A 14243-nucleotide genomic window follows, 5' to 3' on the forward strand; every position below is an offset into this window, starting at 1 on the left:
GTCTCGCCTGGGGTGGGGTTAGATGAAGGGCTAGGACCCTTGAATATCGGGTTGAAAGCTTATGGTTATGTTCAATATACTCCTGATCTCGATCTCGTTGATACTCCCCATGTATATCGAGAGCCTGACCCGGTTGCAAAGTATCCTGATTGGACATTCGGCACCCCCATAGACAATCCCAACGATCCGAATCTCCCCGACACAGAAGACCCATTTTCGTCGAACTATGACGCCAATAATTTAGGAGGCGCTGCCAACAGCACTGCTGCTGTCGATGGCGCTAACTATGGCTATAGCCCAGGCTACGGCGTCGGCGCGGCCACCCCGGCTGACACTGGTTCCACTCGCTACGATGGTAATTTTAGCGAAGATGATAATGCGGCCGCTGCCGCTGCCGCAGCCAATGCCGCGGCGGTCGACGCCGAAACGAGAGACGCGCTCGACGGTGCGCTCTCCTACTCGGCGCCCGCCGACAGTACGATGGCCGACGCCGGCGACGGAAGTACTGACGACGGCAGTAGCGGCACCGACAGTACCACAGGTAACGACACCGGGGACCCGAACGATGGGCCAGGCAGCGACAATGGTGGTGAAGAGGACGCCCCGATCTTGCTTGACCTGTCTGGCAAGGGGATCAAGCTCACGGAGCTGAACCGCTCAGATACATTCATGGATACGACGGGGTCTGGGCTTTCGCACAGAACAGCCTGGGCTGGGGCGGGGACGGCGGTGCTGTTCTACGATCCGAACAACCTGAACAAGATCGTCGACAAGAACCAGTACATTTTCACGCAGTGGGATCCGACCGCCAAGGACGACATGCAGGCGCTGCGGGATGTCTTCGACAGCAATGGCGACGGGGTGTTCAATGCCTCTGACACCAAGTGGTCGCAGTTCAAGCTGATGGTCACCAATGCCGATGGGAGCACGACGGTGGAGACGCTGGCGCAAGCCGGGATCACGTCGATCAACCTGACCGGGGACACGACCGATATCCAATATGCGGATGGCTCGGCCATCACGAGCGAGACGACGTTTACGAAGAGCGACGGCACGACGGGAACGGTGGCCGCCAGCAGTCTTGCATATGATGCAAGTGGCCATGCGGTCAGTACCAGCACCAATACATCGACGGTGGGTGGCGTCACTACCACGGCGATCACCAATACCGGGACCAATGCCGACGGTTCCGTCGCCTTCGTGGACGTGCAGACGACGGTGGTGAATGGCAGCAGCGTGACCAGAACCACAACCTATGACGACAACGGCGATGGGGTCATAGACCGGAAGCAGGTGATCGCCACGACGGTGGGTGTCTCTGGCAACACAACGGAACTGTGGACCAACTACAATGGCGGCGGTACCAAGCTCTCGGCGGTGCAGACGGTGACGTCGGCCGATGGCAAGACCATTACGATCTCGCGGGATGCAACAGGTGGCGGCTGGTTCGGCCAGTTGGAACTGCAGGCCACGGCTGGCGACGGCTCGCGCACCGATACGATCACCAATCTCAATGCCGATGGCAGCGAAATCAACAAGAGCACGACCAGCTATTCGGCCAACGGCCTGACCAAGACCGTGGCTACCGACATAGACGGCAATGGCACCACCGACCGGACTGTTACAGACAGCCTTGTGGTCAACGGCGACGGCTCGCGCAACGAGACCGTGACCACCACTTCGAATAATGGATCGGACCTGGGGACGGTGTGGACGGCCACAAGTGTGAACGGCAAGTCCCAGACGGTTTCGACCGACTATATGGGAAGCGGTACAGTGGATCGCGTTGTCGACACCGCAATCACAATCAATGCCGATGGAACTTCGACCTCCACACTTCAAAACTATGGTGGCAACGGCAGCTATATCGATGGTCAGACCGTCACCAAGAGCGCCGATGGACTGTCCACCACCACGGTGCAGGACCTCAATGGCACGCATGGCGCGGACCGTACCACCACCGACACGATGACGCTCAATGCCGATAGCAGCCGCGACGAGGTGGTGACTGTCACTTCGCTCAATGGCAGCCTGGTCAGCCAGATCACCACCCATTTGGGCGCCGACCAGATCAGCAAGACAGTCTCCATCGACGGCATGGGCATTGGCCACGCCACGAGCACCGAGACGGTGAGCATCAACGGTACGACCGGCGTCAAGACCGACACGACCTCCAACCTGGCCGCCAATGGCTCGCTGCTCAACCAAAGTGTGGTCACCACCTCGTCGGATGGCTTGTCCAGGACCACGACAACGGATGTGAATGGCGATGGCGCCATCGATACCAAGGTAACCGATGTCACGGTCAAGAACGCCGATGGCAGCGCCACGGAGACCATTGGAAACTATGCCAGCAATGGCACCCTACTGGATCAGACCATCATCACCACCAGCGCCGATGGCCTGACAGTGACCACGGCCACTGATGTCAATGGCGACGGGATGACCGATACCACGGTCAAGGACCAGAAGGTCAACAATGCCGACGGCTCGGTGACAGAAACGGTGACCGAGACCAGCGCCAATGGCAGCCTGCTGCATCAGGCGGTGACGGTGACCTCGGCCGACCGGCGCACGCAAACGATCACCGACTATGGCGTGCATACGGTGAGCGGAACCAATACGGCCTATGTCGATGAGACCGAGTCCATCACCACGGCTTCCAGCGGGACGGTGACGGATCTCACCAGTCGGTTTGCCATCAATGGCAGCCTGGTCAACCGGGTTGAGACGGTGACCTCCGCCAATGGGCTCACAACCACCACCAATATTGACGCGACCGGCCATGGCAATGCCTGGGACAGCACGACAACTGAGACCACGACCTACAATACGGACGGTTCGATCGGGACCGACCAAGCGGCCTGGGCACCCAATGGCACGCTGCTCGATCGTGCCGATACATCTGTGAATGGCACCGGAACGTCGAACAACGCCACCAAGGACGTTAATGGCGATGGCAGCAACGATCTCGATACCAAGAGGTCAGAAACCTATTCGACGAATGGCAGCCTGACCACCACCGTTGGCAACTACAATGGTTCAGGATCGACACTGCTCGACCAAACCCAGACTCTGATCTCCGCGAACGGTCTGAGCAAGACCATTAGCCATGACTTCAATGGCGATGGGACCATCGACCAAACCACGACCTACAATCTGCAGTACAATGCCAATGGCAGCACCACCGAGACTGTCACGGACTACACCGGAATGAGTTCCGGCACGGTGCGCGATGTTAGCACCACCACCGCCAATGTCCTGGTGTCCGGCGTCGGCCGGCAAACCACGACGACCTTGCAGTCCAAGGGCTCGGTGCCGTTCTATTCCACCGACACTGTGACCCCTTTGGCCACCGGCGAGGTCGACGAGATCGTGCAGATTTATGCCTCACAGGGTGGCGCCCTGCTGCGGCAGGCCAAGCAAGCGGTAAGCGGCAACGATCTGACCACCACGCTCTATACCGATGTGAACGGGGATGGCACCTGGGACTTCTGGAAGACCGACACCAAGACCATCGATGCCGATGGCAGCGCCACGGACACGGCTTCACTGACTAACGCCGGTGGCCTGGTCTCGGAGAAAGCCACGACCGTCTCCGGCAATGGTCTTTCAACCACCACGTCCTATGACCAGAATGGCGCGGTCAGCGGGGGTGCCGCGGTGTTCAACAAGGTCGTCACCGATGTGACAGCCGTCAATGCCGATGGCAGCGAGACGGAAACCGTTACCGCCAAGGCCCAGAACGGATCGACCGAGACCCAGTCCGTCACCACCACCAGCGCCGACCGCCTTACGGTGACCACCAACCGCTATCTCGATGAAACGGGAACGATCACCCATCTGGACCAGTCCGATGTCGACCAGACCAATGCCGATGGCTCGCTCACCGAAACCTTGACCAGTTGGGGAACCACTGCCGTGCTCCTCAGCACGATCGTGACGGCGACCACCGCCAATGGTCTGGCCAGCACCATGACCTACAAGAACGGGTCAGGGACGGTCACCGATACCCAAAGCACCACCAAGACCCTCAACACCGATGGCAGCGCGACCACAGTCTTCAGCGACAATGATGTGGTGGTTTCGGGCACGACGCTCGCTACATCCCGCACCACGAATGTGAGCGGCAATGGTCTCACATCCACCACGTCCCTGACGCTCAGCGGCCGCTTGAACTCAGCCATGGCCGCAAGCACCACCGCCTCGGAGACCAGCAGCACGGTGATTGCGGCCACCGGTACTGAAACCACCACCGATGCCGATACGGTGGGTGGCACGGCAGCTGACACCGAGACCATCACGGTCTCCGGTAATGGTCTTTCCACCACCACGTCGCTGCAGCAGCAGGGCGCGGCCAGCGCCCTCTATACAGACCAGAAGACCATCAATCTCGACGGCTCCACCACCGAGACCGAGACCTATTACGACCAAAGCGCGCTTAGCGTGATCCTGGCGCAAACCACCACCAATGTGAGCTGGGACGGGCGCACTACCACGACGACGACCAAGAGCGCCTATGATGGGTCCGGGCAGACCATCACCGCCGATGCTGCCGATCTGGGGGAAGGGGATTCTCCTCCGGCCACCTATACGCCCAGCTTTGCCACACCCTACAATCTCACAACGGATGTCTATGTTCGAAATGCCGACGGCACGACGACCGAGACCAGGAGCGGTACTGGTGCGTTTGGGGCTCCTGCTTACGAACAGACCTTCAATTGGTCGACCACGGCCGATGCCGGACAACTGCTCGCAATCACCGACCAGGACGCGCGTGGCCTGACGGTCAGCCAGAGTGCGCAGGAGGTGTCGGCCGCGGGCTTGAATACTGGCTTTGCCTTCGACACGACCGGGCTTGAATCGAAATCGACACTGACCACGGCAGCCTCGGATATCAAATCCGGATCCAGCCTGCCGGGCTCCATGCTGGCCACCGACATTATAGGTTCCGCCGCCACAGTGCTCAATGTCGATGGCAGCCAGACCACCACGACACAAAGCGCTTTCGGCAACAGCTTCAGCAATCTTCGCCAGAAGATCCTCACGACGGTCAGCGCCAATGGGCTGGTGACCGTCAAGCAGGTCGACAATGATGGGAATGGCGTCGTCGAACAGGTTGACACCACAACTGTCAACCCGGATGGCTCCTCCACCACGGTTGACAACTACTACAGCAATACCACGGGGCCGGGCGGAGCGGTCACCGGCAGCAATACTTACACCCGCAGCGCCAATGGCCTGATCACGACCCTGGTCGCCTCGACCGGCATAACCGATACCACGGCGGGCTTTGCCAATGCCTATGGCAGCTATCAATGGTCGCGCAGTGTGACGGCGGGCAGTGTGGCCGCCAGCAACGGTTCGGCCTCCGGTTGGTCAACCCACAGCATTGACGCCAACGGCATGGACACCTGGACGATAAATGATGGCCTGGGCGATGCTCAGAAAACCATCACCATCTCGGTGGGACTTGAAAACCAATATATCGCCCAGGCGAACGAATTGTACCGCGTGATGATGGGTCACGCGATGGACGATTCTGAAACCCAATACCTATCGGAATACATCACCAACGGCGTCTTCAACGAAGAACAACTGGCCTATAAAATCTACCTCGACTCACCAGAATATCACGCGAACTTCGCTTTATGGCAAACCTATCAGGGCATAGCCGGCTATATGAACAGCCCTATTCCATTCTATGAAAACGCTTTCGGTCGACTGCCAACGGCAGAAGAAATGGCCAGTACGGGGTATTATATCGCGCAAGAAAACTCCCAAGGCGTTCAAGGCATTTCTGACGATTGGGCACAAGCCGCCGTGCAGGTGGCTCAGTATGCGGCGGACTACGATTTCAACACTAGTCGCACCGCCACGGATCCCAATGTCAGCCTGCTCTTTGCCGGTGCGGGTACCAGTGCGACCTCACCCAACTGGATCAGTCCCGGTTCAAGCTCGATCCAGGTCGGAACCGCCGGCACTTATTCCTATTCGCATGACTTCATTGTCGACATGAACGCGACGTCTGGTAACGCGGTGGCGATGACGATCAATGGCAGCGACGATCTCGTCCAGATACAGGGAGAGGGCGGCAGCGTCACCATAAACGGCTTCAACGATTCGGTGGAAGTCATGGGATACACGGTAACGGTGACGGCCTCAAATGCCGATGTTCTGCTTGATTACAACAGCATCGCTACGGTGACCGGCAATTATGACCAGATCGCCCAAGCCGGGCCGTCGAAACTGACGCTTAATGTGGGCTCCACGAACGACGTCATCGCTATTGGTGCTGGACCGTCGGGCTTTGGGGACTATCCAAACAGCGATACTTATTCGACCACCATCGCCTCGAATGCTTCCATCACGCTCGCGGCCGGCGCCGCGGACGTGCTGACCGGTTCGGGCAACCAGATATCGCTCGCCAACAGCGACACGTTGACGGCTTCAAGCAATACGATTGCCATTGCGGCGGGTACCACCGTGACGCTCACCGGCAGCAGCGACACGATCAATGTCAGCAGCGGCTCGGTCATCAACTTCGGAGCGAGTTCAACCGACACTTTGTCGACCACGGGTCTTACGCTCAATCTGACGAACGGCGATGTGATCACGGCGAACTCAGAAGCGATCGGTGTCGCCGCATCCGCCACAGTGACGGTGACCGGGTCTGGCAACACCATCACCCTCGCGAATGGCGCCAAGCTGACGGCTTCAAACGATGCAGTTTCAGCTGCTGCCGCGGCGTCGGTAACGGTGACCGGGAATGGCGACACGATTACCGGCGGCAGCGCCGCGGTCATTAATCTCGGTGCCAGTTCGACCGCTACGGTCGCAACGACGGGCTTGACCGTGAAGTTGGCGGCGGGCGACAGTCTGGCGGCGTCAAGTGACACCGTCAGCGTTGCAGCAAGTGCCACTGTTACCATTACCGGCAACAGCGATACGATCACGGGTGGCAGCGGCACGGTGATCAATCTTGGCGCCAATTCGACGGATACGGTGTCCACCACCGGTCTGACTGTGAAGCTGGTCGGAGGCGACAGCCTGACAGCGTCTTCCGACACTATCAATGTTGCCGCCGCAGCCTCCGCAACGGTTACCGGCAACAGCAACACCATCACTGGCGGCTCCGGCTCGGTCATCAATTTCGGAGCCAGTTCGACCGACACCGTCTCGACGACAGGGCTCGCCCTCAATCTCGCCAACAGCGATACGATTACCGCGAGTTCCGACACCGTGGGCGTGGCGAACGGATCGACGGACAAAGTCACCGGCAATTCGAACGTGTTCAACGTGGGCTCCAGTGACATCCTGACGCTGTCCGGCACATCCGAAACTGTTCAATATGGCACTGTTACGGGCGCGGACACGCTGAGCGGTTTCGCCTCCAGTGACATCATCCAGCTCTCTCATCTCGACTTTGCCAACTGGACGGCATTGCAGGCCGCAATGACTCAATCGGGTTCCAACACAGTGATCAGGCTCGATGCCAGCGACACGATCACTTTGACAGGAGTGACCAAGACAAATCTGACCTCGAGCGAGTTTCGCTTCGCCTAGATCTCAGACGGATAGGGGATTGGAGCGACTATGAGGGTCGGTTTGGCACGGGAACAGAGCTGTTCCTCCCCTGCAGGGTTGCGCGCGTGGGCGACATCCCGGCGCGGGCTGGTCTTCATTTCAGTTTGATCTGTTCAAGGCGGGTTTGATCCTGTGAAGCATGCTGACGCGCCCGAGCCTGGTACTGCTTTCGATATTGGCTTGGCCAATCTCTGCTTGATCGCAGGTTACTACCGCATCCCTGCCGATCAGAGCCAGCTGCGCCACCAATTGGCACTCTCGGTTCCTTCTGAGCCTGAGGATCTGATCCGCGGCGCCAAGCTGCTGGGTCTGAGGGCCCGGACTGTGAAACTGGCCAGGGCGGAGCGCCTAGGAGCCATTCCGTTGCCCGCCGTGCTGTTCCTCAAGGACGGAGGCAGCGCGGTATTGGCGGCTGCTTCGGAAAAAGGAAAAGTGCGGCTGGTCGATCCATTGCGCCGTTCGGCCCATGAGGCAGAACTCGAGGAGGCATTTGAGCTTTCCACAGGCAAGGCGCTTCTGGTCACCCGCAGACTGGGAGGTGCTGGCAGCGATCCCGACCATTTCGGGTTCTTCTGGTTTTTGCCGTCGCTGTGGCGCTACCGCAAAGCTCTGACGCAAGTCTTCACCGCCTCGCTCTTCATCCAGTTCTTCGCGCTGATCACGCCCCTATTCTTCCAGCTAGTGGTCGACAAGGTACTGGTACACAAGGGGGTTTCCACCTTGACAATGCTAGTGGTTGGCCTTCTCACTTTGGGACTATTTGAATCTATCCTGCAATTCCTTCGAAGCTATACCCTCAATCATACGACTAACCGCATCGACGTCGAGTTGGGACGGCGGCTGTTCCACCATCTGTTTCGCCTGCCAGTTGGCTATTTTGAAACACGACCCGCCGGCCAAACGGTAGCGCGAATGCGCGAACTGGAAACTATCCGAAGCTTCCTGACGGGGCAGGGGCTGACGGCGGCGCTGGATTTCTTGTTCACCCTCGTCTTCGTCGCCGTTCTCTTTGTCTATTCCAGCACTTTGACGTTCGTCATTCTCGCTTCCGTCCCGGTCTACCTCCTCATTGCCCTGCTGCTACGACCGCTTCTGCGGCGTCAGATCGATGAGAAATTCAACAGGGGGGCAAGATCCCAGCAGTTCCTGGTCGAATCGATCGTTGGCGCCCAGACGCTGAAGGCGGCCAGCGTGGAACCGATGATGCAGGCGCAATGGGAGGAGCGCCTTGCCTCTTATGTCAGCACCTCGTTCGATGCGACCGTGACAGGTTCTCTGGGCCAAGGGCTGATCCAATATGTGAGCAAGGCGGTCAATGCGCTGATCCTGTTCCTTGGCGCTAGCGAAGTGATGTCTGGCAACATGTCGGTGGGTGAGCTCATTGCTTTCAATATGATCGCGGGCCAGGTGGTTCAACCCGTGTTGCGGCTTTCGCAATTGTGGCAGGACTTCCAACAGGTCCAGGTGTCGGTGGCAAGATTGGGGGACATTCTCAATGCCCCACCCGAGCCCAGCCCGCAGAGTGTGCTGACGCTCCCGCCCATTCGCGGCCACATCGAGTTCCGAAATGTCACTATGCGCTACCGTCCCGATGCGCCGGATGTTTTGCGTAGCATCACACTTGGCATTGCAGCCGGTGAAGTAGTCGGGGTTGTCGGCCTTTCAGGCTCCGGAAAATCCACACTGTCCAAGATGGTTCAGCGTCTCTACAGCCCGGCTAGTGGGCAGATTCTCCTGGACGGCGTCGATATTGCTCAGCTCGATCCTGGCTGGCTGCGTCGGCAGATCGGTGTGGTGTTGCAAGAGAATGTCCTCTTCAACCGCACCATTCATGAGAATATTGCGCTCAGCGATCCTGCGATGCCGCGTGCCCAGGTAATACAGGCGGCGTGTCTTGCAGGCGCGGACGAGTTTATCGCCCAGCTGCCCCAAGGCTATGACACAATGATCGAAGAGAGAGGTGCTAATCTCTCTGGAGGGCAGAGGCAGCGCATAGCGATTGCCCGGGCCCTTTCCACGAATCCGAGGATATTGATCCTGGACGAGGCCACGTCGGCTCTCGATTACGAGAGCGAGCGCATAATTCAGGACAATATGCGGGCCATCGCGCAAGGGAGGACGGTGCTGATCATCGCCCATCGCCTAGCGGCCTTGCGACCCTGCAACCGAATTGTCGGCATGGCCAAAGGCGAGCTCATAGAGAGCGGCACGCATAGCCAGCTCCTGAGCAACCCAAAGGGGCTGTATGCGGGGCTCTGGGCGCTGCAAATAGAGCAGGCAAGACCAGCATGAAGCGCAATCTGGTATCGGGGGCCAAGGAGAGGACCGGTCAGACGCACCAGTCAGGGCAAATCAGGGGGCGTGACCTGCAGTTCCTGCCGGCTGCTTTGGAGATTCTGGAGACACCGACGCCGCCAGTGGCAACCACCTTCATGATGACCATCTGTGCCTTTGCGGCGGCAGCCATTCTCTGGTCCTTCATCGGCCATCTCGATGTAGATGCGGTTGCCCCAGGCAAAATTGAGGCTTTGGGACATGCCAAGGTCGTTGAAGCTATCGATCCGGGCAAGCTTGCTTTCATCCATGTGGAGCCTGGATCAAATGTTCATTCCGGTGATCTTCTTGTGGAATTCGACCCCGCTGAGAGCCGGGCAGAACTCGACGCGGCGCAAAGCGAACTCTACGCAGCCCAGGCTGAGATAGTCCGCAGGCGCTTCGCCATCGGACAGGTTCAGGGATTGGCGGTGAAGTTGCAGGCTGATTCGGACCAAACGGCGCCCGCCGCTGCTTTGGTTCCAATCATTCAAACCTCAGCAGATGTGGGATGGACGGCCCCTATTCCATCGGAGACCCGTCAACGGGAGCAGGCTGTGCTTCAAGCCGATTTTGCGGTTTTGGCCTCGACATTGGAAAGTCTCGACAAGCAGTCAATGGGCAGACACGCCAGCCTGACACGCCTGCATATGAGTATCGCCCATGAGAATGACCTGATTGAAACCCTTTCGCAGGCCGCCGCAATGCGCCAAGAGTCTGTGGTTAGGGAGGTCGATAGCAAGATCAATCTTTATGATGCCCAAGCGGAGCTGGAGAAATCTCAATCACAACTGGCTTCCGACACAGGCCAGCTGGCAGAAGGACAGGCGGCGCTTGACGAGACTTCCAGTGACAAGCGCAAGGCGGTGGAACAATTCCTAGCCGATTATGCCGGCAAGTTGGCTGACGCCGAGAAGCACGGCGATGACGAAGCCCAGGCCGTCAACAAAGCCGAAGCGCAGTTGGCGCACACAAGACTTACCGCGCCGGTCGACGGGATCGTTCAAGATCTCGCCGCCACCACAATCGGCCAAGTCTTTACCACCGGCCAGCAGATCATGACGATAGCCCCCGCCAAACCCAGCCTCCAGGTGGAGGCCTTGGTTCCCAACACCGACATCGGATTCCTGAAACTTGGCCAGGGCGCTGTTATCAAGGTAGATGCATTCCCGTTTACCCGCTTCGGCACAGTCCGCGGTCATATCGTCCGGATCGCTGCGGGAGCCGTTGAAGAACAGGAGGCCAAGCGGCAGTTGGCCGACGCCGTCGCAGCGGCCAATGAGGCCACATCTTCCGCCGGTGTATCGCCTGGGTCGGCCCCAAGCTTTGTGTTCCCCATCACCATTGCACTGGATCAGAACAGCATTGCCGTCGACGGCGCCGATATCCCGCTCGCCTCCGGCATGAGCGTGGTCGCCGAAGTTCGTACCGGCGAGCGCCGCATCATCGATTATCTGGTCTCGCCTTTGTCTAAAATTTCCAGCGAGGCGTTCAAGGAGAGATGATGTGGCAGCAGCGGCAGCACGCGTCTCCAACTCCTCACCAACACGAGGTCCATTCGATCCGCCAAACGTGAGCCAGAGAAAATACTGACAGTACGTTCTGCCTGCTCCATCGACACCAGCCGGAAAGCTCTATCCCATGAGGTCTAACAAACTTGCTATCCTCCTCACCTTGGCCGGCTTTCTAAGTCTGGGCCTTGCATCTCTTGCGAATGCCGATCCGTGTCCGTGGCGACTGCATATCTATTTCGGCCAAGAGACCACCGGCAGCGCAATGGCGCATAGCGGCCAACAATGCGTATTCCCTGTCTACGCCCATGGCAGTAGCTACTCGAGCCTGAAAATTATTTCCGCTCCTCAACACGGCGTCACTAAGGCCACGAGCCGATCAAGCTTCACTTATCAATCCGAAAGTGGTTACAAGGGCACCGACACCTTTGTTTTCGCCGTTACGGGAAAGAGTGCCGCGCGCTCGGGTACCTCGAAAATCACGATGAACATCAAAGTTGACTAAGCCGCGGTCAACTCCGGTACTTGATTGCGCTGTCAGGTGGTTCATGAAAGGCCCAGTCTTGTGGCGAATCTTTCCGTAAGCGCGCATTTCCGTGCCTTTTCAGTCAGTGCTAGTCTAAATTACGGAACTGCGGAGTGAATGGCAGGCCAATGACGTCAGAAACGTTCAACGCCCTTCTTCGAAAGTCGCATACAAGGGCAGCCTGGAATTGCCAGTAGTTTGTCTCAACCGCCTCTCTGCGCTGCGGTCCCTGCCTCGATTCTTAACTGCTCCATTCGGTGGCGGCAGATTGATTCAATGCGATCTATGAGATCCGAGACGCGTTCTGCAAGCCACTGAAGCGCTTCATCCGTGATTGCGAAGTGCCGCGAATAGCGCGCCTTGACATAGGCCTCATTGAGGATGTTGAACCACGCAACGAAACGCTGTTGCTCACGAGGCCATGCTTCGGCCAGTTCTTGGACCTGATCCTCGGCGAGGCTGCGCAGGAATTTTATGTTGTGAGAGGCGGGGCTGTAGTTCGTCAGCACCAGCAACAATGCCGCATAGGCTTGCTCGATCGACTGATGAAGGAGGAACGCGCTCTCCTTAAGCCTCCCCTTGGTAGCGAAGAATTCCGCACCCTCGGCAAACGTTCTAGCCTGAGGAAGACGCTCCGCAACATAGTCCCCTGCCAGCCGAAAAGCCTCCGCAGGGCCTGAAGGCACGGGATTGGCGAGAGGCTCTTCGTCGAGCTCGTAAAGGACAATCCCGTCCCGACGGATATCGACAAAGAAATACTGCCCTTCGCGCAGTGCGGTGTTTACCTCGCGGCGTGAGTGCACGATGAAGCTTACCGGAGTGTCGATCTCTCGCATCAACCGGTCGGCTGCTGCCTGCCAGTAGCTGGCGAAATCGGTAAGCTTTCGATTGTTGACCACCACCAGGAGATCGAAATCTGAACGGTAGCCTTTCTTGGTATGCGGCTCGTCGACCCAGTCGCCACGGGCGTAGGACCCGAAGAGGATGATCTTCAGGATGCGGCCGCGCTTCTTGAAATCGGCCGTTCCGCCTTTTAGCGCGTCTTCGAGCTCCTCAAGAAGGACCTCGACAGTCCTGGTCAGCTCACGCTGCTTTGGCGGTGGGAGATGATCGATGCTGGATTTCATAAACAAGGGTCGGCTGCCTACTACATATGCATAGCCGGGGAAAGCTACGAATCCCCATAATGATCCACCGGATCATGTGAAGCAACGCTAATGTCATTTTTGTATTGTGATGATTTTGTTGCGCCTATGTGAAGAGCATTGCAACGCGCAAATTCTGCAATGGACGATCCCGTTTTTCCTGGCCCGGGCGACTTTCATCCGCGCTCCGTTCTCGTGGTCCCCGACGAAGCCCAGAACTGCTTCGACTTGGCCGCCGGCGACAAGCCGCCGTGCTATGGCCATAGTCGGCGATAAGTCCATTGCGGTACCAGTAGATGGCCTCCTCTGCGGCGCCGGTGCATTCCGTTGCGGCTGAAATCACTTTCACCACCTCGCGCATCCGACCCTGCAGTCGATCCAATGACGGGCTACGGAGCGTGTTGCGGTGAACATCTGTCAATCGCGCCAGGTTGGTCAATTTTACCCCCAGCGCCTGCGATAGGTGCTTCGAGGCGATATGGGGCGTGCCGGGTTCCTGCAAGCTATAGATGAAACCTGAGAGCTCTTTCGATTGCGCGAGCCGTGCGTGGGTCACGACAAATCTCCGAATGTTCTCCTAGGCACGACATATCCATATTTCAGTTCATAGCAAGTGGACAGCGCTAACACCTTGTAGGGCATTCAACGCCTACCCATTATTGAATTGATGGTACCGGGCGCAACGCGCCGCATGTCGTCGGTAGAAGTCCGCCTGTCTAGCCAGCGTCTCGTGATGTTCGACTGCCGGCGGCCAGACGTGACAGGCTGCCCATTGAAGTTATCAGGACGAATGCCGTGCGGCACACCTTGCCGGGGGCGGTCTGCCCCGCGTCCCGCCTGCGTCGGCGCTATGCTGACGCTCCTTAGGCCGCCCTGTTAAACCGGTCTCGGCGTCACGAACCGGCCCGACGATGAAATGACAATGTCCGTGCGGCGGACATTTCATCGTCTGCGCTTTGTACGCCCTCAGTTGCTTGGGCCGCTGCGCGGCGCAGCCGACACCGATGGAGACCTCCTGGGAGGAATGCGACGCGTTGAGATCTTAAAAGTTGCTGAAGGCGGCCGGGATTTGTGTCGGGCCAAGATAGCGTGGTTTGGTGAATCCAATACAGTATTCTATATCACAACTTTCTGGTGATCATTATGCTATATCGTTCGATT

The 14243-nt window shown here is 58.3% G+C and carries 5 protein-coding genes and 1 pseudogene; 4 read left to right on the forward strand and 2 right to left on the reverse strand.

The window, feature by feature from the left end; all coding sequences use genetic code 11:
* Positions 1-39: 39 nt before the first annotated feature.
* From FJ948_RS20210 to FJ948_RS20225, 4 genes are all read left to right on the forward strand, one after another.
* Positions 40-7566 carry a hypothetical protein gene (locus FJ948_RS20210; RefSeq protein WP_140707474.1) on the forward strand — a complete coding sequence of 2509 codons (7527 nt, stop codon included), beginning with the start codon at positions 40-42 and terminating at the stop codon, positions 7564-7566.
* Positions 7567-7719: 153 nt separating this feature from the next.
* Positions 7720-9879, forward strand: a complete 2160-nt coding sequence (locus tag FJ948_RS20215; protein WP_140707476.1) for a type I secretion system permease/ATPase — start codon at positions 7720-7722, stop codon at positions 9877-9879.
* A complete protein-coding gene (locus tag FJ948_RS20220; protein ID WP_140707478.1) occupies positions 9876-11405 on the forward strand; it encodes an HlyD family type I secretion periplasmic adaptor subunit in 1530 nt (509 codons plus the stop codon). The genes FJ948_RS20215 and FJ948_RS20220 overlap by 4 nt, the downstream gene beginning before the upstream one ends.
* 136 nt (positions 11406-11541) lie before the next feature.
* Positions 11542-11916: an Ig-like domain-containing protein gene (locus tag FJ948_RS20225; RefSeq protein ID WP_140707480.1), complete on the forward strand. Its 375-nt coding sequence runs from the start codon at positions 11542-11544 to the stop codon at positions 11914-11916.
* Between the two features lie 224 nt (positions 11917-12140).
* Here FJ948_RS20225 and FJ948_RS20230 read toward each other — a convergent pair whose 3' ends face one another.
* A complete protein-coding gene (locus FJ948_RS20230; RefSeq protein WP_140707866.1) occupies positions 12141-13064 on the reverse strand; it encodes a nucleotidyltransferase and HEPN domain-containing protein in 924 nt (307 codons plus the stop codon).
* A 198-nt stretch (positions 13065-13262) separates the two neighbouring features.
* A pseudogene (locus FJ948_RS20235) lies at positions 13263-13638 on the reverse strand (hypothetical protein); the annotation flags it as partial.
* Positions 13639-14243: the final 605 nt, after the last annotated feature.

It is taken from the genome of Mesorhizobium sp. B2-3-12, from assembly GCF_006442205.1.
In the GTDB taxonomy this organism is placed as follows: Bacteria; Pseudomonadota; Alphaproteobacteria; order Rhizobiales; family Rhizobiaceae; genus Mesorhizobium.

Bases quoted from the DNA above. Each gene is read 5' to 3' on its own strand.
- FJ948_RS20220 (WP_140707478.1), top strand. From the start codon at position 9,876: ATGAAGCGCAATCTGGTATCGGGGGCCAAGGAGAGGACCGGTCAGACG.
- FJ948_RS20225 (WP_140707480.1), top strand. From the start codon at position 11,542: ATGAGGTCTAACAAACTTGCTATCCTCCTCACCTTGGCCGGCTTTCTA.
- FJ948_RS20230 (WP_140707866.1), bottom strand. From the start codon at position 13,064: ATGAAATCCAGCATCGATCATCTCCCACCGCCAAAGCAGCGTGAGCTG.